We start from the raw sequence: 25,681 nt of genomic DNA, 5'->3' as shown, positions 1-25,681 counted from the left end.
CCGCTTAAATTGCAAAATGGGAACGTTCCCGAAACCCGGCGAAGATCACATAAATCGTTAAGACAGGCTTAATTCAGTACGGCGGGAATCACGATTTGACGGGGTTCACGGTTTCCGGCGATCTGCTCGATCAGCTGCTGCGCCGCCCGGCGTCCGGATTCGGCGTAGCCGGGATCGACCGTCAGAATCTCCGGGTGGAGAAACTTCATCAGCGGCGTGCTGCCGACGCTGGCGAGCTGGAGACGATCGATTCCCTGCTGCTGGAGATATTTGCTGGCTCCCAGCGCGAGGGTATCGGTGGCGCAGACCAGCGCGCTGGTTTCAGCCGACAGCACGCCGGCGACGTTTTCGTACCCCTGCTTCATTCCCAGGCCCGGCAGCGCGGCGAGGGGCGTGAGGTGTTTTTTCTGGCAGAAATCCAGGTAGGCCTGGTGGCGGCGCTGCCCGGTGGTGATGTCGCTGTGCGGCACGCCGAGGAAACTGATGTGGCGATGCCCGCGATCGTACAGGCGCTGCATCAGCATCCTGATCGATCCTTCATCATCATAGCAGACGGAGGCGATGCCCGGCGCGTCGCGGGCCAGCAGCACCAGCGTCTCTCGCCACGGTGTGAGCATCTCTTGCTGGACGCCGGTAAAACCAAACAGCACCACGCCGTCGATATTGCGCCGGGCGAGCATGCCGAGATGCTCCTCGACCAGCGCCGGGGAGAACTGGCTCTCCATCATAATCGGATCGTAGCCCTGAGCGTAAAAGGCGGGAAGCATGGTCTGTACGGCGAGGTTTTCCGACAGCGAATCCAGACGGGTGACGATGATCGCCACCACTTTATCGCTCTGGCCGCGCATCGCCCTGGCGGAACGTGAGGGGGAAAACCCGTGCTGCTGCATCACCGCTTCAACGCGCTCACGCGTGCGTTCGCTAACGCCGCTTTCGTTATTAAGCACGCGCGATACCGTCGATTTCCCGACGCCGCTTAAGCGTGCGATATCTTTGATGGTCAGCCGGTTTTGCATGCAGGGTTCTCGTTGTGGTTCGCTTAAAGTGAGCCTAATGCTACTCAACGAAACCACAATGAGCAAAGTCTGGTTTACGTCTGGTTTAGTTGCCCGGGGGTATTATCGCCATAATAACCACAAATAGATTATCGGCGATGGTATAATTCGCGCCGTTTGTATTCATTTACCGGAGATTTTATGGACCCCGATCCCACTCCTCATCCTCGATGGAGCCCCCTTATTTTCCGGTAAATCTGCGTAGCGCTGCTTTACCGGAAGCGTAAAGCAGCGATGTCTTTGACGTCCCTGCCATAAAAATAACCTGCCTGACAGGTAAGGTTGACTCGCGCCTGTCGGTAGCCTGCGTTCGCTCGCGCGAGCGCGGAGGGACTGTTTATGTTTAAAAATTTTACCCGCCAGCTGTTTGCCCAGCTTGGCCGTCATTTACCGCGTCGTTTAGTACAACGCGATCCGCTACCCGATGCCCGCAATCTGGCGAGCGCGCCGATCCCGGACTCCCTCGGCAAGCAGTGCCTGGACGTGGCGGCAATGGATGAGAATGAAATCTGGCGCGCCTTCGCCAGCCATCCGGAAGGGCTAAATGCGGGCGAAGTGGCGCAGAAAATCGCACAGTATGGCGAAAACCAGATCCCGGCGCAGAAGCCATCGCCGTGGTGGGTGCATCTGTGGAGCTGCTACCGCAACCCCTTCAACCTGCTGCTGACCGTTCTGGGTATCGTCTCCTACTCAACGGAAGATCTGTTTGCCGCCGCGGTTATCGCCCTGATGGTGGGGATCTCCACGCTGCTGAACTTTATTCAGGAAGCCCGCTCGACCAAAGCGGCGGACGCCCTGAAGGCGATGGTCAGCAACACCGCGACGGTCCTGCGGGTGGTGAACGAGCAGGGCGAGAGCCGCTGGTGTGAGCTGCCCATCGACCAGCTGGTGCCGGGGGATATCGTCAAGCTATCGGCGGGAGACATGATCCCGGCAGACCTGCGCGTCATTCAGGCGCGCGACCTGTTTGTCGCTCAGGCCTCGCTGACCGGTGAATCGCTGCCGGTCGAAAAAGTGGCCCGCACCCGTGACCCGCTGCAGGCAAACCCGCTGGAGTGCGACACCCTGTGCTTTATGGGCACCAACGTGGTCAGCGGTTCGGCGCAGGCGATTGTTTTCGCCACCGGCGGCGGCACCTGGTTTGGCCAGCTGGCTGGCCGCGTCAGCGAGCAGGAAAGCGAGCCGAACGCCTTTCAGAAAGGCATCAGCCGGGTCAGCATGCTGCTGATCCGCTTTATGCTGGTGATGACCCCGATAGTGCTGCTGATTAACGGCTACACCAAAGGCGACTGGTGGGAGGCGGCGCTGTTCGCGCTCTCCGTCGCGGTGGGCCTGACCCCGGAAATGCTGCCGATGATCGTCACCTCAACCCTGGCGCGCGGGGCGGTGAAGCTGTCGAAACAGAAAGTGATCGTCAAACACCTCGACGCGATACAGAACTTTGGCGCGATGGACATCCTGTGCACCGATAAAACCGGCACCCTGACGCAGGATAAAATTGTGCTGGAGAACCACACCGATGTCTCCGGCAAGGTGAGCGAACGCGTGCTGCATACGGCCTGGCTTAACAGCCACTATCAGACCGGGCTGAAGAATCTGCTCGATACCGCGGTGCTTGAGGGCGTCGAGCTGGAGTCAGCGCGCGGGCTGGCGGAACGCTGGCAGAAAGTCGATGAGATCCCGTTCGATTTTGAGCGTCGCCGCATGTCGGTGGTCGTGCAGGAGCAAGACAACGTCCATCAGCTGATCTGCAAGGGGGCGCTGCAGGAGATCCTCAACGTCTCGACCCAGGTGCGCTATAACGGCGACATCGTACCGCTGGACGACACCATGCTGCGGCGCATCCGTCGCGTCACCGACACCCTCAACCGTCAGGGACTGCGCGTGGTGGCGGTGGCGACGAAGTACCTGCCCGCCCGCGAAGGCGACTACCAGCGCGCGGATGAGTCAGACCTGATCCTCGAAGGCTATATCGCCTTCCTCGATCCGCCGAAAGAGACCACCGCCCCGGCGCTGAAGGCGCTGAAGGCTAGCGGTATTACGGTCAAAATCCTCACCGGCGACAGCGAGCTGGTGGCGGCGAAAGTCTGCCATGAAGTGGGGCTGGACGCGGGTGATGTGGTTATCGGCAGCCAGGTTGAAGCGCTGAATGATGATGAGCTGGCCGAGCTGGCAAAACGTACCACCCTGTTTGCTCGCCTGGCGCCGCTGCACAAAGAGCGTATCGTGACCCTGCTGAAACGCGAAGGACACGTGGTGGGTTTTATGGGCGACGGCATTAACGATGCTCCGGCGCTGCGCGCAGCGGATATCGGTATTTCCGTCGACGGCGCGGTGGATATCGCCCGCGAGGCGGCGGATATCATCCTGCTGGAGAAGAGCCTGATGGTGCTGGAAGAGGGGGTTATTGAAGGCCGCCGGACCTTCGCCAATATGCTCAAGTACATCAAAATGACCGCCAGCTCCAACTTCGGTAACGTCTTCAGCGTTCTGGTCGCCAGTGCCTTCCTGCCGTTCCTGCCGATGCTGCCGCTGCATCTGCTGATCCAGAACCTGCTGTACGATGTCTCCCAGGTCGCCATTCCGTTTGATAACGTGGACGAGGAGCAGATCCGTAAACCGCAGCGCTGGAACCCGGCGGATCTCGGCCGCTTTATGGTCTTCTTTGGGCCGATCAGCTCCATATTCGATATTCTGACGTTCTGCCTGATGTGGTGGGTGTTCCACGCCAATACGCCGGAACATCAGACCCTGTTCCAGTCCGGCTGGTTCGTGGTTGGCCTGCTGTCGCAGACGCTGATTGTGCATATGATCCGTACGCGGCGGATCCCGTTTATCCAGAGCCGCGCGGCCTGGCCGCTGATTGTGATGACGCTGCTGGTGATGGTGGTGGGGATTGCGCTGCCGTTCTCGCCGCTGGCGGGCTACCTGCAGCTTCAGGCGCTGCCGCTCAGCTACTTCCCATGGCTGATTGCGATCCTTGCGGGCTATATGACGCTAACCCAGATGGTCAAAGGCTTCTACAGCCGCCGCTACGGCTGGCAGTGAGCTAGGCGCTTTACGTGCAGAAACAACAAAGGCAGCCACGGGCTGCCTTTGTTCATACAGTCTACGATTAGCGACGAATGGCGATCGCTTCGATCTCAATTTTTACGTCTTTCGGCAGACGCGCCACTTCCACGCAGGAGCGCGCCGGGAAGGTGGCGTTGTGCTCGGTGAAGAAGGCTTCATAGGTGGCGTTAACGGTGGCGAAATCGTTGAGGTCTTTGACGAAAACGGTGGTTTTAACGATATCGCCCACTTTCAGGCCCGCGGCTTCAACGATAGCTTTCACGTTCTCCAGAGACTGACGCGCCTGAGCGGCGACGTCTTCCGGCACGCTACCGGTTTTCGGGTCTACCGGGATCTGGCCGGAAGTGATGATCATGTTACCCAGATCAACGCCCTGAACGTACGGGCCGATGGCTGCTGGCGCATTTTCCGTCGCGATAGTTTTAGACATGAGTTCTCCTGAAATATGTGAATGTAATCTGACTGGCGTGGGTCATTATAAAGAGTGCTGGCTGCTTTATCATTAAGCAGGCCGCATTTTGCGAAGGAGAAAAACGGATAATGCAGCGCGCTATCCGCATAAGGCGTGAGCCTGAAGGATGAAGTTAGTGGGTGACTTCCGTCCATGCCATGGCCCAGTCAGAACCTGTACCCGGTTCGAACTGAGTGGCGTACTGGCTCCACTGCACGCAGTAGCCGCTGTAGGGGAACGGGCGACATTGGTACACTTTGCCGTTTTTAGGCTGCATGACTTTCGTTCCCGCCTTATAGCTTTTCAGGTTATCCGGGAAGGTATAGTCGTAGTTTCCCGCAGGCGCAGGCGTCGGATCCGGCTGAACCGTACTCTCTTCCAGCATCAGGTCAATGACCCCCTGGCTGAGGGTGGCGCCCTGCGCATTGCTGGCTGAGTAGCGCAGCATATGATGACCTGCCTGAACGTTGGTCAGCGGAATAGATACCGTCAGGGAGCGATTATCTATCGTCTGCTGAATGCTTCCTTTCTGCGTGCCCGCATGGTCGTTGACGGTGGCGGTGAGCTGCATTTTGCCGCTGGCCGTGGCGTTGAACGTCACGGTCGCTTTCCCGTTGGCGATTTTGGTTGCGTTAACGTTGGCGACGCTCAGGGACTCTTCCACGATATCGTGTGACTGCGACTCGGCGTAGGTCAGCGTAACGCTTTGAACGGTGCTGTCTTTCGGCACATACACCTGGTTAACGCCGTGGAGGGGGGTAATGTTGCCATCACTCCCTTTTACCCCGGCGCGCAGCTTGCCCTGGTGCGCGGTATTAATCGCTTCAGCCAGATCGTAAGACCACTGGCTGCTTTTTCCTTGCGCTTCGCTGGCGATGGTCAATTCCGTTTGCAGCGAATGAACTTCACCGCTCGCGTTAAAGAAATGGGCAATGACTTTATCTCCCGCATGCAGATCTTTTCCGCTAAGCTGGCCTGCGAGCTGCGTTGTCCAGAGGGATTCATTCTCCGTTTCATCGCTGGCGCCGCCGAAATCAACGTCAATGGCCTGATAAAAACTATTTGCCGTATCGGCAATTTCCCAGACGGCATAAATAACCTGGTAGCCGGTGCGATCGGGTACATTACAGGAGTGCGTGACCTGTACAGCCGGCGTCGTGCCATTACCGTCGATTTGACAAAATGGCTTACTTTCAAAATCGCTGCGCGTCAGCGGCTTATTTTGATCCCAGTCCTGTTTGGTAATGTAATAACGCCAGTTAGTCGTTCTATGCGGCGCAGAATGATGCCAGACGAAATTATTTTTACCGCTCTTTATCGTGGTTTTCGCCCAGCGAGTCGGGCTCTGGCTATCCAGCTGCGAGAAGTTGCTTTTCCCCGCACTGGCCAGTTTACCATCAGGCGGCATTGCCCCTTCAGGAAAACCGCTCGCTTGCTCGACGCTTTGCGGTTCCCACTGCACCGGACCGCAGTCGGTGTTTTTCCCTAAATGACATTGGTACGCCCGACCTGGCGGCGATTCCACATAGCCGTGGGCCAACGCTGAGGAGGTAAATAATAATGTTGCTGTATATAGCGATATTTTTTTCACTTGCATAATTCATCCTGTGAACATTTATTAAAAAATGGAAAACGCACTGGAGTGTATGAAGTGAAAAATTCAGGTTCAATAGCAGTGATATTTAATGATTAATCCCATTTTTTGTTATTTTGAATCATGAGGCGAGGCGATGAGAAATTGATGATTATTGATTGTTTTACCCGTGGTCAGTGAGTTGACACCCGTGCGGATGATTAAAATTATCGTTCAGGAGCAGGCCCGTTTATCGGGCTGCTCCGGATAAAACCTGGCGAATTTAATTTGCCAGCACGACATGATGTGAAAATTCTTTTTCACAATATTTGCACTTCAGCGCGATATCGTTTTCGCGTTTCTTCACCGCAAAGCTCGAGGACACCGGCTCGGCGTGGCTAATACAGTTGCTGTTCGGGCATACCAGTACGTTGTTAATACGGTCCGGCAGATTCGGTCGGGATTTACCGACGACTTCATACTCATCAATGCGGTTTACCGTGGCCTGCGGTGCGTACAGGGAGAGCTGGTTGACCTGCTCGTCGGTCAGGAAAGTGTTCTCTATTTTAATCAAATCTTTGCGGCCCATTTCGCCTGACGGCAGGTTCAGGCCGATGGTGATGCGCTGATCCGTTTCGGTCAGTTTGAACAGGGTCAGCAGCTTAAAGCCAACCTGTGCCGGGATATGGTCGATAACGGTGCCACGTTTGATGGCTTCTACTTGTAATTTATTGTCGTGTGTCATCTCTTTTTCCCCTTACAGTGCCAGATCGCTATTCAGTACCAGCGCCAGTAACGCCTGGCGCGCGAAGATGCCGTTGCCCGCCTGCTGGAAGTACCAGGCGTGCGGCGTTTTATCGACATCGGTGGTGATTTCATCAATGCGCGGCAGCGGATGCAGCACCTTCATGTTCGCGCGTGCGCCTTCCAGGTCGGCGGCGCGCAGGACGAACTGCGCCTTCACGTTGGCATATTCCGACGGGTCGAGGCGCTCTTTCTGCACGCGGGTCATATACAGAATGTCCACCTCTTCCATCACCTCTTCAATGGCGCTATGCAGGCTCCAGGCAATGCCTTTTTCGTCAAGCATGTCGAGGATGTACTGCGGCATGGCCAGCGCGTCCGGCGCGATAAAGTAGAAGCGGTTGCCGTTAAATTTCGCCAGCGCCTGGGTCAGGGAGTGAACGGTGCGGCCATATTTCAGGTCACCCACCATCGCCACGTTAAGATTTTCCAGACGGCCCTGGGTCTCCTGAATGGTGAACAGATCCAGCAGGGTTTGCGTCGGATGCTGGTTAGCGCCGTCGCCGGCGTTGAGTACCGGAATACCGCCGGAGAACTCGGTCGCCAGACGCGCCGCGCCTTCTTGCGGGTGGCGCATGACGATAGCATCGACGTAGGTGCTGATAACCGAGATGGTATCGGCCAGGGTTTCGCCTTTTTTGCCCAGCGAGGTGTTGCTGCTGTCTGAGAAACCGACCACGCTGGCGCCCAGGCGGTGCATTGAGGTTTCAAACGACAGGCGGGTGCGGGTCGACGCTTCAAAAAAGCAGCTGGCAATCACTTTATGCTTCAGCAGCTCAGGCTGTGGATGGGCTTTGAGCTTTGCTGCGGTTGCCAGTACCAGTTCAAGGTCTTCGCGGCTGAGATCGTTTATAGAAATGATATGTTTTTGATACAGCGGATTAGCCATGTTTATCTCCTGACGCCTGGGCAAAAAAAAGCCCCTTAAATAAGGGGCTTTACGAATACGGATGCAACGGAAAGAAAAAACGGCAGGCCAGCGCCTGTTTTCAGACGCGGTAAGACGCGATGTCGTACACACTGAACCATAATTCCTCCCGGCAAAACGGGTGGCATTATACGCAGCTCATATTTCGGATCAAGCGATTAATCCACAAACAGGTAAACGTTTGCCTGGGGAATCATGCGTTAACGCAAAAAACCCGCAAAAAGAGGTGGTATGGCAGTCGGATGGGGGGTATAAACGCGAAATGAAAAGCTGTTTTATATTTGAGGGCTATTATGATCGTTGGAAATATTCACCATCTGCAAAGCGGGTTGCCGGCGTCTCTACGTGAGGCGATCGAACATATTAAAGCGCATGTCACCGACGCGACGCCGCTGGGTAAACATGATATTGACGGCAACAACCTGTTCTATCTCATTTCCGAAGATACCACCGAGCCGATGGCCGACCGCCGCGCCGAATATCACGCCCGCTATCTCGACATCCAGATTGTACTCAAAGGCCAGGAGGGCATGACCTTTAGCGTCCTTCCCGCCGGCGCGCCGGATACCGACTGGCTGGCGGATAAAGACATCGCTTTCCTGGCGGAGGGGGCGCAGGAAAAAACCGTCATCCTCAGCGAAGGCGACTTTGTGGTGTTCTATCCCGGTGAAGTGCATAAGCCGCTGTGCGCCGTCGGCACGCCGGCGAAGGTGCGCAAAGCGGTAGTGAAGATGCTGATGGCGTAAAAAATACCCCGGGCTGTGGCTGGCGCCTTGCCCGGGCTACAGCGGGTAGCCCGGATAAGTGCAGCGCAATCCGGGGAAATATCGCGGGAACGCTTACTTACCCAGCGTCGCAACCATCACCGCTTTGATGGTATGCATACGGTTTTCCGCCTGGTCGAAAACGATGCTCGCCGCGGACTCAAATACCTCGTCGGTCACTTCCATTCCGCCGTGCAGGCCGTACTCTGCCGCCATCTGTTTGCCGAGCGTGGTCTGGTCGTCGTGGAAGGCGGGCAGGCAGTGGAGGAATTTCACCTGCGGATTGCCGGTCAGCGCCATCATCTCGCTATTTACCTGATACCCGCGCAGCAGCGCGATACGCTCCGCCCACTTCTCTTTGGCTTCGCCCATCGATACCCAGACGTCGGTATAGATAAAGTCCGCGCCCTTCACGCCCGCCGCAATATCTTCGGTCAGCGTAATATTGCCGCCGTTTTTCTGCGCCAGCGCCCGGCACTGCTCGACCAGCTTCTCTTCCGGCCAGCAGGCGGTTGGCGCGACCAGACGCAGATCCAGCCCGGTCAACGCGGCGGCTTCGAGCATGGAGTTGCCCATATTATTCCGCGCGTCGCCGGTGTAGACCAGGGTCATCTGATTAAAGGCTTTGCCCGGCAGATGCTCCTGCATGGTCAGTAAGTCCGCCAGCAGCTGGGTGGGGTGGAATTCGTTGGTCAGGCCGTTCCATACCGGAACGCCGGCATACTCGGCCAGGGTTTCAACCACTTCCTGGCCGTGGCCGCGATATTGAATACCGTCGTACATGCGCCCCAGCACGCGGGCGGTGTCTTTTATCGACTCTTTATGGCCAATCTGGCTGCCGCTGGGGCCGAGCCAGGTGACGCGAGCGCCCTGGTCAAATGCGGCAACTTCGAAAGAGCATCGGGTGCGGGTAGAGTCTTTTTCGAAGATGAGCGCGATGTTTTTGCCGGTGAGATGCTGAATTTCAATATTGTTTTTCTTATCAGCTTTAAGCCTGGCCGCCAGCTCAAGCAGAGCGGTGATTTCGGCGGGGGTAAAATCGAGCAACTTTAAAAAATGCTTCTGATAAAACGCGGACATGGTTCCCTCACATGGCTCAAGCCATTTGTTGAATTAAAATTCACTTTATATGTATGAATATTCATTTGCAACCCCGTGTCATAAATCTTTCGCTCAGAAGGTGGAGGCAATCACGGCGGTATGTGACAATAGAAGCATCCGCGACACATTATGAGGAACGAGCCATGGCAAACCCGGAATTACTGGAAGAACAGCGTGAAGAAACGCGCCTGATTATTGAAGAGCTGCTCGAAGACGGCAGCGATCCTGACGCGCTGTACACCATTGAGCATCATCTCTCTGCCGATGATTTCGAAACGCTGGAGAAAGTGGCGGTCGAGGCCTTCAAGCTGGGCTACGAAGTGACTGAGCCGGAAGAGCTGGAAGTCGAAGAGGGCGATACCGTGATTTGCTGCGATATCCTCAGCGAATCCGCGCTGAATGCCGAGCTGATTGACGCCCAGGTTGAGCAGTTGATGACGCTGGCGGAAAAATACAACGTTGAATACGACGGCTGGGGCACCTACTACGAAGATCCGAACGGGGAAGACGAAGAAGGTGACGACGACGAAGATCTGGTTGATGAAGACGACGACGGCGTTCGCCACTAAGTAGCAGAGGTATACGGCGGTGCGATATGCCGCCGTATAGCAAGGAATTTTAATGGATTACCCGCAAATACTCGCCCCGATTTTAAGCTTTCTGCATTGCCCAACTCCTCAGGCGTGGATTGATGAAGCCCGTAAACCGGAAAACCTCCCGCTGCTGTTGACCGACCATATGGTGTGCGAGCTGAAAGCGGCGCAAAACGCGATGCTGCTGGTGCGTCGATACGTCGCGAATAAAGCGGACGCGGATGAGCTGCTGGCCTGCCTGAAGCCGTATGAGGACTTCACCTACCGCTGGGGCCCGGAGCCGGATTTCGTCGCGCTGCATAAGCAGATAAATAAAAGCGCCATGCCGCAGACCGACGACCCCTGGGGACGTCAGCTGCTCGACAGCATGATTCTGCTGATCAAAGAGGAGCTGCATCACTTCTGGCAGGTGAGGGAAATCATGCTTTCCCGCGAAATCCCGTACGTCAAAATCACCGCCAGCAACTATGCCCGCGGGCTGCGCCGGGAAGTGCGTTCTCACGAACCGGTCATGCTGATCGATAAACTCATCTGCGGAGCCTATATTGAAGCCCGCTCCTGCGAGCGTTTTGCCGCGCTGGCGCCATGGCTGGATGACGATCTGCAGAAGTTTTATCTGTCGCTGCTGCGTTCCGAAGCGCGCCACTATCAGGACTATCTGGACCTGGCGCAGAGAATCTCCCAGGACGATATCAGCGAACGCGTGCGCCAGCTTGGCGAAGCGGAAGCGGCGCTTATTAACGCGCCTGAAGCGGAGTTTCGTTTTCACAGCGGCGTGCCCGCCTGATCGTCAGGCCGCCGCTTCACCGCAGCGGCCTGACGATCCATTACAGATTGGCGTTTTTGTCTTGCTCTGCCGTCGCGGCGGCTTTGGGCGCGCCGAGGGTTGCTTTAAACCAGTTCACCACCCGTTCAATAACCGGTTTCTGATACCAGCTGTCATCGCCGTGCTCCGCGCCCGCCAGCAACACGTAATCGGCCGGGTTGCCCTCCTTCTTCAGCGCGCGATAGAGCTGCTGACTTTGTACCGGTGAAACCAGGGTGTCGGCGCTGCCGTGCATAATTAAAAACGGCGGCTTTTTACCGCTGATATGGCCCATCGGGCTGGCCGCCAGGGCTTTTTGCGGATCGCTGTCAATCGTCGCTCCCGGCCAGTCGCGAAAGGCGCTACCGTGTACCAGCAGCGCTTCAGTGACCGCCGGCGACTGGTGCACTTTTTGAATCGCCTGCGGAAAACCTTCGCCGATATTCAACAGGTTTGAAATACCGTACAGCGTGGCGGCGGCCTGCACGTCAGAGGATTGCGCCAGGTTATCGCCACGCTCAAACGTTTTGTCACCGTTGGTGAGCGCCAGCATCTGCGCCATATAGCCGCCTGCGGAATCCCCCAGCACGCCAATACGCGACGGATCTATACCGTATTCCGCGGCATGTTCGCGCAGATAGCGAACGGCGGCTTTACCATCGATAACCGGGGCCGGGAAGGTGTCGGGAACCGTACGGTATTCCGCCGCCGCGACGACGAATCCCGCCGCCGCCAGCGCCATACGCATCTCGATAAACTTATTCCAGGCCGCGCTGGTGAAACCGCCGCCGGGGAAATAGATGATTGCCGGTTTCAGATCGCCGTTACGCGGTACCAGTAAAGACATATGCAGCTGACGAACGGCGACGGTGCTTTTTACCTGGCTATAAACGATATCGTTGAGCGCATCGATACGGCCCCGGGTTTTTTCCACGCGAATGACCTGAGCGCCTTCGGTATTGCCAGCAAGTTCGCCGGCGTTAACGCAGGAAGCCATGCCGGCAAGCATCAGGCCGCCGGTGAGCAGGAGGGGGAGTTTTTTCATGATGTTCTATCCTGAGCAAAGCCTGCCTCGGCGGCAGGCGAAAAGATCCAATGCTCGAAGAGTGTATTAGCGAAAACGTGCGGTGAATAACGCTCTTTTTGCATGAAAACCATGCATTTTTTCGATTAATCAACGTCGCCGTTTTGCGGGCGCTACAGCACTTTCAACATCCTGACTTCGCAATCAACGTGACCGGTGCAGCCCAGCGGCTCAGCAATATGCTCGAAGCCGAGGTGCTCATATAAACCGACTGCTTCTTTCAGGAAGGCGGTGGTTTCCAGATAGCAGCGTTTGAATCCCTGCTCGCGGGCGTAATCAAGGGCCATCAGTGCCAGCTTTTTCGCCAGCCCCTGGCCGCGCGCGGAGGTCATAAAATACATTTTTTGTAGTTCGCAGATATCGGGCTCGCTGCAGGAGAGCGGTGCCACGCCGCCACCGCCCACCACTTCACCATTCTGCTCAACGACCCAATAGGCGGAACCCGGCTGGCTATAAAGCTCATAGAGTTCATCCAGATTCGGATCGGCTACCGTATAGCCTTTGTCGGCGGTCAGACCATATTCAGCGGAGACCTGGCGGATAACAGCGGCAATCGCCGGATTATCATTAGCCGTGATGCGGCGCAGGGTTAGCGGTAGGGTTGCGCTCGTATTCATGTGAAGACTCATTGCAAAATAATGACGGATAATGTTGTTAATAACACTGCGGGAGGGGAGAGTGCAAGCGAGGATCTTTCACAGAAAACGCCCCTTATCCGAATGGATAAGGGGCGAGTGAATTACAGCGCGGCGATAATCGCCTGCTGCTCAATCAGCTTCGCTTTTGCTTCCGCGTAACCTTCCAGCTTCTCACGCTCTTTGGCGATCACCGCTTCCGGCGCGCGCGCCACAAAGCCTTCGTTGGAGAGTTTGCTTTCGATGCGGCCAATCTCGCCTTCGATTTTGGTCACCTCTTTAGCGAGGCGCGCCAGCTCATCTTCTTTATTGATGAGGCCAGCCATCGGGATCAGCAGCTCGGCGCCGTCGATAATTTTGGTCACGGAAACCGGGCCTTTATCATCGGCAGGCAGCACGGTGATGCTTTCCAGACGCGCCAGGTTCAGCAGGAAGCTGCGGTTGTCATTCACGCGACGAATCGCGGCTTCGCTGCAGCCGCGCAGCAGCAGCTCCAGCGGCTTACCTGGGGCGATGTTCATTTCCGCACGGATGTTACGCACGGCGACGATCGCCTGCTTCAGCCATTCGGTATCGGCCAGCGCCGCTTCGTCAACCTGAGACGCATCGTACTGCGGGAATGGCTGTAGCATGATGGTATCGGCAGTGATACCGCAAATAACCTTCACGCGCTGCCAGATGGTCTCGGTGATGAACGGAATAATCGGGTGCGCCAGGCGCAGCAGACCTTCAAGAACGGTCACCAGCGTGTGACGGGTGCCGCGCAGCTCAGACTCGGAACCGCCGTTCATTACCGGCTTGGTCAGCTCCAGATACCAGTCGCAGAACTGGTTCCAGGTGAACTCGTACAGAATGCCTGCGGCAATATCGAAGCGGAAGCCGTCCAGCGCCTCGCGGTAGGCTTTGATGGTCTGGTTGAATTCCGCGAGGATCCAGCGGTCCGCCAGCGACAGGGTCATTTCGCCGCCGTTAAAGCCGCAATCCTGATCTTCGGTATTCATCAGCACAAAGCGGCTGGCGTTCCACAGCTTATTACAGAAGTTACGATAACCTTCCAGACGCTTCATATCCCAGTTGATATCGCGGCCGGTAGAGGCCAACGCCGCCAGGGTAAAGCGCAGGGCGTCGGTACCGTGCGGCTCAATGCCGTTCGGGAACTGTTTCTCGGTGCGTTTGGCGATTTTTTCCGCCAGCTGCGGCTGCATCATGTTACCGGTGCGTTTTTCCAGCAGCTCCGGCAGGGAAATGCCGTCGACCATATCCAGCGGGTCGATAACGTTGCCCTTCGATTTGGACATCTTCTGGCCTTCGTCATCGCGGATCAAACCGGTCATATAGACGGTTTTAAACGGCACCTGCGGCTTGCCGTTTTCATCTTTGATGAAGTGCATGGTCATCATGATCATGCGGGCAATCCAGAAGAAGATGATGTCGAAGCCGGAAACCATCACGCTGGTCGGGTGGAACTGACGCAGGGCATCGGTGTTTTCCGGCCAGCCGAGGGTGGAGAAGGTCCACAGCGCGGAGGAGAACCAGGTATCGAGAACGTCTTCGTCCTGGCGCAGCGCCACGTCGGCGCCGAGGTTATTTTCCTGGCGTACTTCGTCTTCGGTGCGGCCAACGTAAACGTTGCCGTCGTTGTCGTACCATGCCGGGATGCGGTGACCCCACCACAGCTGGCGGGAGATACACCAGTCCTGAATATCGCGCATCCAGGAGAAGTACATGTTTTCGTACTGCTTCGGCACGAACTGGATGTCGCCGTTCTCCACCGCTTCAACCGCCGGTTTAGCCAGCACGTCGGCACGGACGTACCACTGATCGGTCAGCATCGGCTCAATTACCACGCCGCCGCGGTCGCCGTACGGTACGGTCAGATCGTGCGGTTTAATCTCGTCCAGCAGGCCCAGCGCGTCGATAGCGGCAACCACCGCTTTACGCGCGGCAAAGCGCTCCAGCTTCTGGAACTCCGCCGGGATGGCGTTTGAGTAGACATCGGACTCGTTGCCTTTGGTGTCGTAAACTTCCGCGGTTTCGCGGATGTCGCCGTCAAAGGTCAGGATGTTGATCATCGGCAGCGCATGACGCTTGCCCACTTCATAGTCGTTAAAGTCGTGCGCCGGGGTGATCTTCACGCAGCCGGTGCCCTTTTCCATATCGGCGTGTTCATCGCCCACAATCGGAATGCGGCGGTCAACCAGCGGCAGGATCACGAATTTGCCGATAAGGTCTTTATAGCGCGGATCTTCCGGGTTAACGGCCACGCCGGTATCGCCCAGCACGGTCTCCGGACGGGTGGTGGCGACGACCAGATAATCTTTACCATCAGCGGTTTTCGCGCCGTCGGCCAGCGGATAGCGGATATGCCACATTGAGCCTTTAGACTCGCGGTTTTCCACTTCCAGATCGGAGATGGCGGTGCGCAGTTTTGGGTCCCAGTTGACCAGGCGCTTGCCGCGGTAGATCAGATCTTCTTTGTACAGGCGGACAAAGACTTCTTTTACGGCGTTGGACAGGCCTTCGTCCATGGTGAAGCGCTCGCGCTCCCAGTCCACGGAGTTGCCCAGACGGCGCATCTGACGGGTAATGGTGCCGCCGGATTCCGCTTTCCACTGCCAGATTTTATCGATAAAGGCGTCGCGACCGTAGTCGTGGCGGGTTTTACCTTCTTCGGCGGCAATCTTACGCTCAACCACCATCTGGGTAGCGATACCCGCGTGGTCGGTACCGGCCTGCCACAGGGTGTTTTTACCCTGCATGCGCTGGTAGCGAATCATGGTATCCATGATGGTTTGCTGGAAGGCATGACCCATATGCAAACTGCCGGTGACGTTCGGCGGCGGGATCATGATGCAGAAACTTTCCTGGCTTTCGTCGCCATTGGGTTTGAAATAGCCCTGCTTTTCCCAGTGCTCGTAAAGCGGCTGTTCGATATCTTGGGGGTTGTATGTCTTTTCCATTATTTCCAGGTTGCCGTGTTCAGGTTGAAACCAGCCATGCGGTACGCTTTATAGCGTTCGCGCGCCAGTTGTTTCAAAGAATCTTCATAAGGGACGAAGTCTATCACTTCTGTGAAAGCGGTGGCAAAATCTGCAAAGTTTAGCCGCAGGCTAATCAGAATATCCCGCGGGCTGCTGTTGCGCTTTTGCGGCCAGGCGATCTCCACCGGCGCGCCGCCGCGCGGACCTTCTCCCGCCAGATTATGCGGAACGAAACTTTCCGCGGGTCGAGCCCAGAGCGCTTCGTCCAGACGAATGGCCTGCTGCTCATCTTCGCAGGCGATGAGCACTCGCTTGCCGCTGCGCCAACGTTCTGCGGCAATGTCACACACCAGTTGTTCAACGGCGCTCAGGCCGTCTTGTTGCGTATCATTGTCCAGAAGATAGAACGTTGCGTTTTTCATATATGGGGCTTCTTGTGGTGACTTTAAATGCTTAAGCCGGGCGGCGCTATGCTGACCCGGCCTATAAACGGCATCTTTTCGTTGGCCCGGCAAGCGTAACGCCGCCGGGTATCAGACGGCAATTACTCTTCGCCGGTAAATCCGGCGCGGTTGAGCAGGAACTGCGACAGCATCGCCACCGGACGACCGGTCGCGCCTTTGGCTTTCCCGGAACGCCACGCGGTACCGGCGATATCCAGGTGCGCCCAGTTGTACTTGCGGGTAAAGCGCGCCAGGAAGCAGCCCGCGGTAATTGCCCCGCCGGGACGGCCGCCGATATTGGCCATATCCGCAAAGTTAGACTCCAGCTGCTCCTGGAACTCGTCGCCAAGCGGCAGACGCCATGCGCGATCGCCCGCCAGTTCGGACGCGCCGATCAGCTCGTGGGCCAGCGGGTTGTGGTTCGACATCAGGCCGGTGATGTGGTGGCCCAGCGCAATCACGCAGGCGCCGGTCAGCGTGGCCACGTCGATAACGGTTTCCGGCTCGAAGCGCTCAACGTAGGTCAGCACATCGCACAGCACCAGACGCCCTTCGGCATCGGTGTTCAGCACTTCCACCGTTTGCCCGGACATCGTGGTCAACACGTCGCCTGGACGATAGGCGCGGCCGCCCGGCATGTTTTCACATCCCGCCAGCACGCCGACAACGTTCAGCGGTAGCTGAAGTTCGGCAACCATACGCATCACGCCGTACACAGCCGCCGCGCCGCACATGTCGTATTTCATCTCGTCCATGCCTTCGGAAGGCTTGATGGAGATGCCGCCGGAGTCAAAGGTCAGACCTTTACCCACCAGCACGATAGGGCGCGCGTCTTCTGCCGGGTTGCCTTTATATTCGATAACCGACATCAGCGATTCATTTTGCGAACCGTTGCCGACCGCCAGATAAGAGTTCATTCCCAGCTCTTTCATCTGCTGTTCGCCGATAACGCGGGTAATGACGTTCTTACTGTAGGTATCGGCCAGCTGGCGCGCCTGAGAGGCCAGATAGGCGGCATTACAGATATTTGGCGGCATATTGCCGAGATCTTTCGCCGCTTTGATGCCTGCAGCAATCGCCAGACCGTGCTGAATAGCGCGTTCGCCGCTGGTCAGCTCGCGGCGGGTTGGGACGTTGAAGACCATTTTACGCAGCGGGCGACGCGGCTCGCTTTTGTTGGTTTTCAACTGGTCAAAGCTGTACAGCGTCTCTTTGGCGGTCTCGACCGCCTGACGCACTTTCCAGTAGTTATTGCGGCCTTTGACGTGCAGCTCGGTCAGGAAGCAGACGGCTTCCATTGAGCCGGTATCATTCAGCGTATTGATTGTTTTCTGAATGACCTGCTTGTACTGACGTTCATCCAGCTCGCGCTCTTTGCCGCAGCCAATAAGCAGAATGCGCTCTGACAGAATGTTCGGCACATGGTGCAGCAATAAAGTCTGGCCAGGTTTGCCTTCCAGCTCGCCGCGACGCAGCAGGGCGCTGATGTAACCGTCGCTAATTTTATCAAGCTGTTCGGCGATGGGGGAGAGGCGACGTGGTTCAAAGACGCCGACCACGATACAGGCGCTCCGCTGCTTCTCCGGGCTACCGCTTTTTACACTGAACTCCATGCACTATGCTCCTGAATCTTAAAGACAACAGTGGTGGCTACAGATATACTCGTCGTCTTTCAAGTTGCAGATGCGTTGGCTGCGCCTGCTCACCCCTGTCACTTACCTGATGTAAGCTCCGGGGCTTCACAGTCTTGCCGCCTGCCTGCAACTCGAAATCCACAGAGTATAGAAATTGAAAGCTTTCGTAACTCATGTCCGCTGTTGTGGTGACTTCGTGTTAATCTTAACGTTATTACGGCCTTGGTTCGTCAGAAAAGATCCTGATACGCAGAACCAGCGAGTCATTTAATCTTAGCGATGTTTTCGACGACCAAAGAGAATAAATGACGTTTAAGCCATGAAACAAGCAATTTTCCTGCAATAAAACGGGTTTTTACGGGCGTATTTATAGTGATAATCATAAGATATCTGGTTCGTGAGACGCTGAAAAGCCAGTTGGCGATCCTATTCATCCTGCTGCTCATTTTCTTTTGTCAGAAACTGGTCAGGATCCTCGGCGCCGCTGTTGATGGCGATATCCCGACAAATCTGGTGCTCTCGCTGTTAGGGCTGGGCGTACCTGAAATGGCGCAGCTTATTCTGCCCCTGAGTTTATTCCTCGGGCTGCTGATGACGCTGGGCAAACTGTATACCGAAAGTGAAATTACGGTGATGCACGCCTGCGGCCTGAGTAAAGCCGTGCTGGTGAAAGCCGCCATGATCCTGGCGCTCTTTACGGGCGTCGTCGCGGCGGTCAACGTAATGTGGGCCGGCCCCTGGTCTTCTCGTCACCAGGATGAAGTGCTGGCGGAAGCGAAAGCGAACCCAGGCATGGCGGCGCTGGCTCAGGGCCAGTTCCAGCAGGCCAGCGACGGCAGCGCGGTGCTGTTTATTGAGAACGTCAACGGCAACCGCTTCAGCGACGTTTTCCTTGCTCAGCTGCGGCCGCGGGGCAACGCGCGCCCGTCGGTGGTGGTCGCGGATACCGGCGAGCTCTCGCTGCGTAAAGACGGCTCGCAGGTGGTGACCATGAATCAGGGCACCCGCTTTGAAGGCACCGCGATGCTGCGTGACTTCCGCATTACCGACTTCAAAAACTATCAGGCGATAGTTGGCCATCAGGCGGTGGCCTCCGACCCGAACGATACCGAGCAGATGGATATGCGCACCCTGTGGCATACCGATACCGATCGCGCCCGGGCGGAGCTGCACTGGCGCTTCACGCTGGTGGCAACGGTGTTCATCATGGCCCTGATGGTGGTGCCGCTCAGCGTGGTGAACCCGCGCCAGGGCCGCGTGCTGTCGATGCTGCCGGCGATGCTGCTCTATCTGGTGTTCTTCCTGCTGCAAACGTCGATTAAATCGAGCGGCGGTAAAGGCAAAATGGATCCGATGGTCTGGATGTGGGCGGTAAACCTGCTCTATTTCGCGTTGGCCGTGCTGTTGAACCTGTGGGATACGGTGCCGATGCGCCGCTTCCGTGCCCGTTTTAACAAAGGAGCGGCGTGATGCAGGCGTTTGGGGTACTTGACCGTTATATCGGTAAGACGATTTTCAATACCATCATGATGACCCTGTTCATGCTGGTTTCCCTCTCGGGCATCATCAAGTTTGTCGACCAGCTGAAAAAGGCCGGGCAGGGCAACTATGATGCGCTGGGGGCAGGAATCTACACGATTCTCAGCGTGCCGAAAGATATCCAAATCTTCTTCCCGATGGCGGCGCTGCTCGGTGCGCTGCTGGGGCTGGGGATGCTGGCGCAGCGCAGCGAACTGGTGGTGATGCAGGCTTCCGGCTTTACCCGTCTGCAGGTGGCGCTGTCGGTGATGAAAACCGCGATTCCGCTGGTGCTGCTGACCATGGCGATGGGCGAGTGGGTTGCCCCACAGGGCGAGCAGATGGCGCGTAACTATCGTGCTCAGCAGATGTACGGCGGTTCGCTGCTTTCCACTCAGCAGGGGCTATGGGCGAAAGACGGCCATAACTTTGTGTATATCGAGCGGGTAAAAGGCAACGATGAGCTGGGTGGGGTGAGCATTTACGCCTTTAACGACCAGCGCCGCCTGCAGTCCGTTCGCTATGCCGCTTCGGCAAAGTTCGACACCGAGAATAAGCTCTGGCGACTGTCGCAGGTGGATGAATCCAACCTGACTGACCCGAAACAGGTCACCGGAACGCAGACGGTCAGCGGGACCTGGAAGACCAACCTGACGCCGGACAAGCTCGGCGTGGTGGCGCTGGACCCGGACGCGCTGTCCATCAGCGGCCTGCACAACTATGTTACCTATCTGAAGTCCAGCGGTCAGGATCCGGGCCGCTATCAGCTCAATATGTGGAGCAAAATCTTCCAGCCGCTGTCGGTGGCGGTGATGATGCTGATGGCGCTGTCGTTTATCTTCGGCCCGCTGCGCAGCGTACCGATGGGCGTCAGAGTGGTGACCGGGATCAGCTTCGGCTTTATCTTCTACGTGCTGGACCAGATTTTCGGCCCGCTAACCCTGGTGTACGGCATTCCGCCGATTATCGGCGCGCTGCTGCCGAGCGCCAGCTTCTTCTTGCTGAGCCTCTGGCTGATGATGCGCAAATCCTGACGTAACGCGCCCCCTTCCTGGAGTCAGCAAGGGGGCGTTTTTTTAGCGTTTTCGCCCGCCAAGCAAGCTTCCCAGCATTCCCCTGACTATCTGGTTGGTCACCTGACGCACCGCGCTCTTCGCTGCCGTTTGTACGATACCGTCGCGTTTGCCGCCGCGCGGCCCGGTGGTGCCGAACAGAATGTCTTTTAATCCGCCGAGCAGGCCGTCGTCATCGCCGTTTGGCTGGCCTTTTGCGGGTGGTGACTGCTGCTGCTCCGTTGTGCTCTGAACGCCCTGTTGCAGCATTTCAAAGGCCGATTCACGGTCGATCTCTTCTTCATATTTTCCGTACAGCGGCGAGTGGTTAAGCAGTCCGTTACGTTCGTCATCGGTGACCGGCCCCATACGCGAGCAGGGGGCGATAACCATCGCGCGTTCCACTATCGAAGGGCTGCCCTTCTCATCAAGAAAGGAGATCAGCGCCTCGCCGGTGCCCAGCTCCTGGATCGCCTGTTCGGTACTGAACGCCGGATTCGCGCGCATGGTCTGCGCGGCGGTTTTTACCGCTTTTTGGTCTTTCGGCGTGAAGGCGCGCAGGGCGTGCTGTACGCGATTACCCAACTGACCGAGAACCGCATCGGGAATGTCCGCCGGGTTTTGTGAAACAAAATAGACCCCGACGGCTTTAGAACGAATCAGACGAATGACCTGCTCGATTTTATCCAGCAGCACCTGCGGCGCATCGTTAAACAGCAGATGCGCTTCATCAAAGAAAAAGACCAGCTTTGGCTTCTCCTGGTCGCCGGCCTCCGGCAGCCGTTCGTAAAGCTCGGAGAGCATCCACAGCAGGCTGGCGGCGTACAGCTTCGGCATCTGGTAAAGCTTTTCGGCGCTCAGGATATTAATTACCCCTTTACCCTGCGCATCAACGCGCATCCAGTCCTGGATATCGAGCATCGGTTCGCCGAAAAAGTGCTCTGCACCCTGCTGCTCCAGGGTCAGCAATCCGCGCTGAATCGCCCCGACGGAGGCGCTGCTGATGTTGCCGTACTGGTTCTGAAACGCTTTGGCGTTGTCGCCAATGTATTGGGTTATGGCGCGCAGGTCTTTAAAGTCGAGCAGCAGCAGCCCGCGATCGTCGGCGATACGGAAGATGATATTCAGCACCCCGGACTGAACCTCATTGAGGTTGAGCAGGCGAGCCAGCAGCAGCGGCCCGAGATCGGAAACTGTGGCGCGAACCGGGTGGCCTTTTTCGCCAAAAATATCCCATAGCACCACCGGATTGGCGTGCGGCTGCCAGTCCGTTGCGCCGATTTTTTCCAGACGCGCCTGCAGCTTTTCCGAACTTTGGCCCGACTCGGCGATACCGGTGAGGTCGCCTTTCACATCGGCCATAAATACCGGAACGCCGATTTCCGAGAAAGACTCCGCCAGCTTTTGCAGAGTGACGGTTTTACCGGTCCCCGTGGCGCCGGTAATCAAGCCGTGGCGGTTGGCCATAGCGGGCAGTAAATGCAGCTGTTTATCCAGCGTGCGTGCAATCAGCAGAGGTGAGCTCATGAGCGATTTCTCCATTTATCCTGCTGCGAGTATAGGCAACCTGATAGCAAAAGGAGGGAAATCACGCGCACCTTCGCTTATTCACGTCAGGCGCAGTGGCGCTGAATTAACGCGATGCTCTGCTCGATTTCTCGGCGGATATCGTCTTCGCTCCAGTTTGCCAATTCCGGCGCGAAGGGTTCGAACGCATACACGCCCTGATAGCCGCGCGCCTCCAGGTTTTTGACCTGCTCGCAGCTTTGCAGCTGGTCTTTTGCGGTCAGCATGATGCGCTCATTGTCGGTCAGGGCTTCGCGCGGGCGGGTATCCTCTACGCCGGAAAGATGGACCAGACCGATTTCGCCGATATCCACCTGGTTAAACTCCTGCTCCGCCTGCGGATAAAGATGATGGTGGAAGGTATCTATCAGCAGCTTAAACGGCACCCGCGCGTCGTGGATCAGCGTTTGCGCCTGCGCCGACGAGCGGAGCGAGCTCTGCGGGAAACCGAGCGGCTCCACCAGCCCCTGAATGCCGTAGAAGGCAAAAAGCGGCGCCAGGTCACGCAGAGCGTTAAGGGTTTCGCTCGCCGGAACCTCGGTACCATCGTTCAGCGGGCACAGCACCAGCGATTTTGCGCCAACGGCTTTGGCTTCTTTCAGCAATGACTCCGTCAGGCTACGAACCTCTGCGGTGCGGCAGTTGAAGGGGTAGACCGCATTGATAGTGAGGATCTCAATATGGTAGCGGTCAGCCAGCTCCCGCACCTGCTGGTGGCTCAGATTGTCGGTTACTTTTCCGCTGGGGAGGTCGTTACGTAGCTCGACTTTGTTCAGCCCCAGGCTGTTCACTAGCCGGAAAAAGGCCTCAATGCTGAGTGACGGGGCGATCTTGCGGTTGATGCAGAAACGTTGCGATGCAATAGCCATTTTGACTCTCCAGAAACGTAGGGATCGAATTCGTTCGAATGCCTCATAGTCAAAACATTTATTCCAAAATTAGCAATGTATGAAATGGTGGTTTTTTGAGCCGACTCGCAAAATATTTTTCTGCTGCGTTTTAAAGAGCACGGGTTGCAGGTGGCGCTAAATCTCAACTCTTTTTATCGTGCTTTAGCCCGCAAGCCGGCAATTTCTTACACGAAATTGCGACCATCATCACCAAAATAGAATTTCACTAGCCATCAATATTGAAATATTAATTTCATTTTACTACGGTTACAGCACAGCAGATCCAGTAATGGGCCGTACTGCGTTGGCCCCCGATACCCCATACAGATGAGGCGAGAGCATGACTATCACAGGAAACTTTATTGGCGGGAAAACCGTTACCAGCGGCAGCAGCAACACAATGCCGGTATTCGACCCCGCGACGGGCAAAGTGGTCCGCGAAGTCACGTTATCGACCGCGCAGGAAGTCTCTGACGCCATTCAGGTGGCGCGTGATGCTTTTGAAAGCTGGTCGCGCACCACGCCGCTGCGCCGCGCCCGCGTGATGTTCAATTTTAAAATGTTACTGGAACAGCACGCTGAAGAGCTGGCGGGGATTATCGTCAGCGAACACGGTAAAGTGTTTTCCGACGCGATGGGGGAGCTGACGCGCGGCATGGAAGTCGTTGAGTTTGCCTGCGGTATTCCGCACCTGATCAAAGGGGAGTTCTCATCGGATGTCGGAACCGGCGTTGATAGCTATTCTCTGATGCAGCCGCTGGGCGTGGTGGCGGGCATTACGCCGTTCAACTTCCCGGCGATGGTACCGATGTGGATGTTCCCGCTGGCGCTGGCCTGCGGCAACAGCTTTGTCCTGAAGCCGCCAGCGCTGGCGCCTACTGCCGCGGTGCGTCTGGCGGAATTGCTGAAACAAGCGGGTCTGCCGGATGGCGTCTTTAACGTCGTGCACTGCAGCAACGAAGATGCCGAGCAGCTATACCGGGACCCGCGGATCGCGGCGGTAAGCTTTGTCGGATCTTCCGGCGTGGCGGAGCATATTTATAAAACCGCCAGCGCTTATGGCAAGCGGGTACAGGCGTTTGGCGCGGCGAAAAACCACGCGATTGTGATGCCGGATGCCGATCTGGATGCCACCGTGAATGCCATTATGGGCGGCGCGTTCGGCTCGGCGGGCGAGCGCTGCATGGCGCTGCCGGTGGTGGTCGCCGTGGGTGATGAAACGGCGGATAAACTGATTGCGCGCCTGAAGCCGCTGGTGGAATCCCTGAAGGTGGGGCCTGGCTGTATGCGCGGAAAAGAAGAGAACGAAATGGGGCCGGTCGTCTCCGATGCCCATCAGAAAAAAGTGCTGGGATATATTGATAAAGGGGTCAGCGAGGGTGCGACGCTGGTGGTTGACGGACGCAAGCCGCAGGTGCTCGGGTTTGAAGAGGGATACTACGTCGGCGGAACGCTGTTCGACAACGTTACGCCGGAGATGACTATCTGGCGCGAAGAGATTTTTGGCCCGGTGCTGGGTATTGTCCGCGTGGCGGATTACCACAGCGCGCTGGAGCTGGTGAACAGCCATGAGTTCGGCAACGGTAGCGCCGTCTTTACCAGCAACGGCCACACCGCGCGTGAATTTGTCCATGATGTCCAGGCCGGAATGGTTGGGGTCAACGTACCGGTACCCGTTCCCATGGCCTTCCATAGCTTTGGCGGCTGGAAACGCTCCGTATTCGGCGCACTGAACGTCCATGGCCCGGACGGTGTGCGCTTCTATACGCGTATGAAAACCGCCACCGTCCGCTGGCCGCAGGGTCAGCAAACCGTATCTGAATTCAGTATGCCGACGTTAGGCTAATCGGCGAAGGAGAGCGCCATGTCTTTACTGGCTAAAGCAAAAAAAGAAGGGCAGATTCAGCACATCACCCCGCAGAGCGCGGGGTGGAAGTACATTGGTTTTGACGTCTGGATGTTAAAGAAAGGGCAAACCGTCACCCTGGAAAGCGGCGATCGCGAACTGTGCCTGGTGCTGGTCGCCGGGCTGGCTTCGGTAAAAACCACGCGGGCGGATTTCCCCAAACTTGGCCAGCGTATGTCGCCATTTGAGCGTACGCCGCCCTGGTCAGTCTACGTGCCGCCGCAGGATAAAGTCGAAGTGACGGCGGATTCAGACCTCGAGCTGGCCGTATGCAGCGCGCCGGGTAAAGGAACCTTCCCTGCACGGGTCATCTCCCCGCAGGACGTGGGCGTAGAGCATCGCGGTAAGGGGCGCAACCAGCGCCTGGTGCACAATATTCTTCCGGACAACGTGCAGGCGGACTGCCTGCTGGTGGTGGAGGTTTACACCGAGGAAGGGGCGACCAGCTCATGGCCGTCGCATAAGCACGATACGGCGCTGCCGGGCCAGGAAACCCAGCTGGAAGAGACCTACTATCACCGTTTCGATCCGCCGCAGGGTTTTGCCTTCCAGCGCGTCTACACCGATGACCGCAGCCTCGATGCCTGCATGGCTCCCTACAACCACGATGTAGTCATGGTGCCGCGCGGCTACCATCCGGTGGCGGCGATTGCCGGATATGACAGCTACTATCTGAACGTGATGGCCGGCCCGGATCGCAAATGGATGTTTACCTGGGAAGAGGATCACGCGTGGATCAATAGCCCTGATTATCCTCGCCACGATTAACATCGGTTGAGGATAAAAAGGCCGGTTAGCGTTGCTAGCCGGCCTTTTTGATTCTGTA

At 56.9% G+C, this 25,681-nt stretch carries 24 protein-coding genes; 9 read left to right on the top strand and 15 right to left on the bottom strand.

Going from position 1 to position 25,681, the window contains the following annotated elements:
• Nucleotides 1–68: 68 nt before the first annotated feature.
• Nucleotides 69–1,016 carry a trehalose operon repressor TreR gene (gene treR, locus HMPREF1144_RS07540; RefSeq protein ID WP_004098106.1) on the bottom strand — a complete coding sequence of 316 codons (948 nt, stop codon included), beginning with the start codon at nucleotides 1,014–1,016 and terminating at the stop codon, nucleotides 69–71.
• 180 nt (nucleotides 1,017–1,196) lie between these two features.
• On the opposite strand from treR, the gene mgtL reads away from it, so the two are divergent.
• Both mgtL and mgtA read left to right on the top strand, forming a co-directional pair.
• The gene (gene mgtL / locus HMPREF1144_RS33985) at nucleotides 1,197–1,250 is read left to right on the top strand and encodes a mgtA regulatory leader peptide MgtL (protein ID WP_219620490.1); all 54 of its coding nucleotides are present in this window, start codon (nucleotides 1,197–1,199) and stop codon (nucleotides 1,248–1,250) included.
• A gap of 144 nt (nucleotides 1,251–1,394) precedes the next feature.
• Nucleotides 1,395–4,103 (top strand): magnesium-translocating P-type ATPase, encoded by a 2,709-nt coding sequence (mgtA, locus tag HMPREF1144_RS07535; RefSeq protein WP_004098109.1) that lies wholly within the window; start codon nucleotides 1,395–1,397, stop codon nucleotides 4,101–4,103.
• A gap of 67 nt (nucleotides 4,104–4,170) precedes the next feature.
• On the opposite strand, the gene ridA is transcribed toward mgtA, so the two are convergent.
• From ridA to HMPREF1144_RS31105, 5 genes are all read right to left on the bottom strand, one after another.
• A complete protein-coding gene (gene ridA / locus HMPREF1144_RS07530) occupies nucleotides 4,171–4,557 on the bottom strand; it encodes a 2-iminobutanoate/2-iminopropanoate deaminase (RefSeq protein WP_009652347.1) in 387 nt (128 codons plus the stop codon).
• A 154-nt stretch (nucleotides 4,558–4,711) separates the two neighbouring features.
• Nucleotides 4,712–6,175 (bottom strand): N-acetylglucosamine-binding protein GbpA, encoded by a 1,464-nt coding sequence (gbpA, locus tag HMPREF1144_RS07525; RefSeq protein ID WP_009652316.1) that lies wholly within the window; start codon nucleotides 6,173–6,175, stop codon nucleotides 4,712–4,714.
• Between the two features lie 259 nt (nucleotides 6,176–6,434).
• A complete protein-coding gene (gene pyrI / locus HMPREF1144_RS07520; RefSeq protein ID WP_004098115.1) occupies nucleotides 6,435–6,896 on the bottom strand; it encodes an aspartate carbamoyltransferase regulatory subunit in 462 nt (153 codons plus the stop codon).
• A gap of 12 nt (nucleotides 6,897–6,908) precedes the next feature.
• The gene (gene pyrB, locus HMPREF1144_RS07515; protein WP_004098118.1) at nucleotides 6,909–7,844 is read right to left on the bottom strand and encodes an aspartate carbamoyltransferase; all 936 of its coding nucleotides are present in this window, start codon (nucleotides 7,842–7,844) and stop codon (nucleotides 6,909–6,911) included.
• 35 nt (nucleotides 7,845–7,879) lie between these two features.
• Nucleotides 7,880–7,984, bottom strand: a complete 105-nt coding sequence (locus HMPREF1144_RS31105; RefSeq protein ID WP_009652331.1) for a pyrBI operon leader peptide — start codon at nucleotides 7,982–7,984, stop codon at nucleotides 7,880–7,882.
• A 192-nt stretch (nucleotides 7,985–8,176) separates the two neighbouring features.
• On the opposite strand from HMPREF1144_RS31105, the gene HMPREF1144_RS07510 reads away from it, so the two are divergent.
• Entirely contained in the window at nucleotides 8,177–8,629 is a 453-nt protein-coding gene (locus HMPREF1144_RS07510; protein ID WP_004098120.1) for a YhcH/YjgK/YiaL family protein, read from the top strand.
• Between the two features lie 93 nt (nucleotides 8,630–8,722).
• On the opposite strand, the gene argF is transcribed toward HMPREF1144_RS07510, so the two are convergent.
• Together argF and argL are read right to left on the bottom strand one after the other, a co-directional pair.
• Complete coding sequence (argF, locus tag HMPREF1144_RS07505; RefSeq protein WP_004098121.1) at nucleotides 8,723–9,727, bottom strand: ornithine carbamoyltransferase; 1,005 nt, start codon at nucleotides 9,725–9,727, stop codon at nucleotides 8,723–8,725.
• The gene (gene argL, locus HMPREF1144_RS33980) at nucleotides 9,697–9,792 is read right to left on the bottom strand and encodes a putative translational regulatory protein ArgL (protein ID WP_370798676.1); all 96 of its coding nucleotides are present in this window, start codon (nucleotides 9,790–9,792) and stop codon (nucleotides 9,697–9,699) included. The genes argF and argL overlap by 31 nt, the downstream gene beginning before the upstream one ends.
• 99 nt (nucleotides 9,793–9,891) lie before the next feature.
• On the opposite strand from argL, the gene rraB reads away from it, so the two are divergent.
• Nucleotides 9,892–10,317: a ribonuclease E inhibitor RraB gene (gene rraB, locus HMPREF1144_RS07500; protein WP_009652332.1), complete on the top strand. Its 426-nt coding sequence runs from the start codon at nucleotides 9,892–9,894 to the stop codon at nucleotides 10,315–10,317.
• 52 nt (nucleotides 10,318–10,369) lie between these two features.
• Complete coding sequence (gene miaE / locus HMPREF1144_RS07495) at nucleotides 10,370–11,128, top strand: tRNA isopentenyl-2-thiomethyl-A-37 hydroxylase MiaE (protein ID WP_009652296.1); 759 nt, start codon at nucleotides 10,370–10,372, stop codon at nucleotides 11,126–11,128.
• A gap of 40 nt (nucleotides 11,129–11,168) precedes the next feature.
• Here miaE and HMPREF1144_RS07490 read toward each other — a convergent pair whose 3' ends face one another.
• From HMPREF1144_RS07490 to pepA, 5 genes are all read right to left on the bottom strand, one after another.
• Nucleotides 11,169–12,191 carry an alpha/beta hydrolase gene (locus HMPREF1144_RS07490; protein WP_009652375.1) on the bottom strand — a complete coding sequence of 341 codons (1,023 nt, stop codon included), beginning with the start codon at nucleotides 12,189–12,191 and terminating at the stop codon, nucleotides 11,169–11,171.
• Nucleotides 12,192–12,343: 152 nt separating this feature from the next.
• Entirely contained in the window at nucleotides 12,344–12,847 is a 504-nt protein-coding gene (locus tag HMPREF1144_RS07485) for a GNAT family N-acetyltransferase (protein WP_004098126.1), read from the bottom strand.
• A 122-nt stretch (nucleotides 12,848–12,969) separates the two neighbouring features.
• Nucleotides 12,970–15,825 carry a valine--tRNA ligase gene (locus HMPREF1144_RS07480; protein ID WP_004098127.1) on the bottom strand — a complete coding sequence of 952 codons (2,856 nt, stop codon included), beginning with the start codon at nucleotides 15,823–15,825 and terminating at the stop codon, nucleotides 12,970–12,972.
• Complete coding sequence (gene holC, locus HMPREF1144_RS07475) at nucleotides 15,825–16,268, bottom strand: DNA polymerase III subunit chi (protein WP_004098129.1); 444 nt, start codon at nucleotides 16,266–16,268, stop codon at nucleotides 15,825–15,827. Before holC ends, HMPREF1144_RS07480 begins: the two co-directional genes overlap by 1 nt.
• A 122-nt stretch (nucleotides 16,269–16,390) precedes the next feature.
• A complete protein-coding gene (pepA, locus tag HMPREF1144_RS07470) occupies nucleotides 16,391–17,902 on the bottom strand; it encodes a leucyl aminopeptidase (RefSeq protein WP_004098131.1) in 1,512 nt (503 codons plus the stop codon).
• 393 nt (nucleotides 17,903–18,295) lie between these two features.
• Here pepA and lptF point away from each other — a divergent pair, with 393 nt between their 5' ends.
• Together lptF and lptG are read left to right on the top strand one after the other, a co-directional pair.
• Nucleotides 18,296–19,393 (top strand): LPS export ABC transporter permease LptF, encoded by a 1,098-nt coding sequence (lptF, locus tag HMPREF1144_RS07465; RefSeq protein ID WP_004098132.1) that lies wholly within the window; start codon nucleotides 18,296–18,298, stop codon nucleotides 19,391–19,393.
• Complete coding sequence (gene lptG / locus HMPREF1144_RS07460) at nucleotides 19,393–20,475, top strand: LPS export ABC transporter permease LptG (RefSeq protein WP_004098134.1); 1,083 nt, start codon at nucleotides 19,393–19,395, stop codon at nucleotides 20,473–20,475. The genes lptF and lptG overlap by 1 nt, the downstream gene beginning before the upstream one ends.
• Nucleotides 20,476–20,517: 42 nt before the next feature.
• Here lptG and HMPREF1144_RS07455 read toward each other — a convergent pair whose 3' ends face one another.
• Nucleotides 20,518–22,020 (bottom strand): helicase HerA-like C-terminal domain-containing protein, encoded by a 1,503-nt coding sequence (locus tag HMPREF1144_RS07455; protein WP_004098136.1) that lies wholly within the window; start codon nucleotides 22,018–22,020, stop codon nucleotides 20,518–20,520.
• An 86-nt stretch (nucleotides 22,021–22,106) separates the two neighbouring features.
• Nucleotides 22,107–22,928, bottom strand: a complete 822-nt coding sequence (locus tag HMPREF1144_RS07450) for a TIM barrel protein (RefSeq protein ID WP_004098138.1) — start codon at nucleotides 22,926–22,928, stop codon at nucleotides 22,107–22,109.
• A gap of 361 nt (nucleotides 22,929–23,289) precedes the next feature.
• On the opposite strand from HMPREF1144_RS07450, the gene HMPREF1144_RS07445 reads away from it, so the two are divergent.
• Complete coding sequence (locus HMPREF1144_RS07445; RefSeq protein WP_009652300.1) at nucleotides 23,290–24,795, top strand: CoA-acylating methylmalonate-semialdehyde dehydrogenase; 1,506 nt, start codon at nucleotides 23,290–23,292, stop codon at nucleotides 24,793–24,795.
• Nucleotides 24,796–24,813: 18 nt separating this feature from the next.
• Nucleotides 24,814–25,623: a 5-deoxy-glucuronate isomerase gene (gene iolB / locus HMPREF1144_RS07440; RefSeq protein ID WP_004098140.1), complete on the top strand. Its 810-nt coding sequence runs from the start codon at nucleotides 24,814–24,816 to the stop codon at nucleotides 25,621–25,623.
• Nucleotides 25,624–25,681: the final 58 nt, after the last annotated feature.

The sequence above is a fragment of the Klebsiella sp. OBRC7 genome (genome assembly GCF_000293135.1).
In the GTDB taxonomy this organism is placed as follows: domain Bacteria; phylum Pseudomonadota; class Gammaproteobacteria; order Enterobacterales; family Enterobacteriaceae; genus Klebsiella; species Klebsiella michiganensis.
Note: the sequence above shows the minus strand (reverse complement) of the source record. Positions and strands in the feature narration are given on the sequence as shown.

Excerpts from the sequence above, each read along its gene's own strand:
- gbpA (WP_009652316.1), bottom strand. The coding sequence starts at position 6,175 with ATGCAAGTGAAAAAAATATCGCTATATACAGCAACATTATTATTTACC.
- HMPREF1144_RS07455 (WP_004098136.1), bottom strand. The coding sequence starts at position 22,020 with ATGAGCTCACCTCTGCTGATTGCACGCACGCTGGATAAACAGCTGCAT.
- HMPREF1144_RS31105 (WP_009652331.1), bottom strand. The coding sequence starts at position 7,984 with ATGGTTCAGTGTGTACGACATCGCGTCTTACCGCGTCTGAAAACAGGC.
- pyrI (WP_004098115.1), bottom strand. The coding sequence starts at position 6,896 with ATGACACACGACAATAAATTACAAGTAGAAGCCATCAAACGTGGCACC.
- argL (WP_370798676.1), bottom strand. The coding sequence starts at position 9,792 with ATGAATATTCATACATATAAAGTGAATTTTAATTCAACAAATGGCTTG.
- mgtA (WP_004098109.1), top strand. The coding sequence starts at position 1,395 with ATGTTTAAAAATTTTACCCGCCAGCTGTTTGCCCAGCTTGGCCGTCAT.
- argF (WP_004098121.1), bottom strand. The coding sequence starts at position 9,727 with ATGTCCGCGTTTTATCAGAAGCATTTTTTAAAGTTGCTCGATTTTACC.
- HMPREF1144_RS07490 (WP_009652375.1), bottom strand. The coding sequence starts at position 12,191 with ATGAAAAAACTCCCCCTCCTGCTCACCGGCGGCCTGATGCTTGCCGGC.
- rraB (WP_009652332.1), top strand. The coding sequence starts at position 9,892 with ATGGCAAACCCGGAATTACTGGAAGAACAGCGTGAAGAAACGCGCCTG.
- HMPREF1144_RS07510 (WP_004098120.1), top strand. The coding sequence starts at position 8,177 with ATGATCGTTGGAAATATTCACCATCTGCAAAGCGGGTTGCCGGCGTCT.
- HMPREF1144_RS07445 (WP_009652300.1), top strand. The coding sequence starts at position 23,290 with ATGACTATCACAGGAAACTTTATTGGCGGGAAAACCGTTACCAGCGGC.
- treR (WP_004098106.1), bottom strand. The coding sequence starts at position 1,016 with ATGCAAAACCGGCTGACCATCAAAGATATCGCACGCTTAAGCGGCGTC.
- lptG (WP_004098134.1), top strand. The coding sequence starts at position 19,393 with ATGCAGGCGTTTGGGGTACTTGACCGTTATATCGGTAAGACGATTTTC.
- HMPREF1144_RS07480 (WP_004098127.1), bottom strand. The coding sequence starts at position 15,825 with ATGGAAAAGACATACAACCCCCAAGATATCGAACAGCCGCTTTACGAG.
- ridA (WP_009652347.1), bottom strand. The coding sequence starts at position 4,557 with ATGTCTAAAACTATCGCGACGGAAAATGCGCCAGCAGCCATCGGCCCG.
- iolB (WP_004098140.1), top strand. The coding sequence starts at position 24,814 with ATGTCTTTACTGGCTAAAGCAAAAAAAGAAGGGCAGATTCAGCACATC.
- HMPREF1144_RS07485 (WP_004098126.1), bottom strand. The coding sequence starts at position 12,847 with ATGAATACGAGCGCAACCCTACCGCTAACCCTGCGCCGCATCACGGCT.
- pepA (WP_004098131.1), bottom strand. The coding sequence starts at position 17,902 with ATGGAGTTCAGTGTAAAAAGCGGTAGCCCGGAGAAGCAGCGGAGCGCC.
- pyrB (WP_004098118.1), bottom strand. The coding sequence starts at position 7,844 with ATGGCTAATCCGCTGTATCAAAAACATATCATTTCTATAAACGATCTC.
- HMPREF1144_RS07450 (WP_004098138.1), bottom strand. The coding sequence starts at position 22,928 with ATGGCTATTGCATCGCAACGTTTCTGCATCAACCGCAAGATCGCCCCG.
- miaE (WP_009652296.1), top strand. The coding sequence starts at position 10,370 with ATGGATTACCCGCAAATACTCGCCCCGATTTTAAGCTTTCTGCATTGC.
- holC (WP_004098129.1), bottom strand. The coding sequence starts at position 16,268 with ATGAAAAACGCAACGTTCTATCTTCTGGACAATGATACGCAACAAGAC.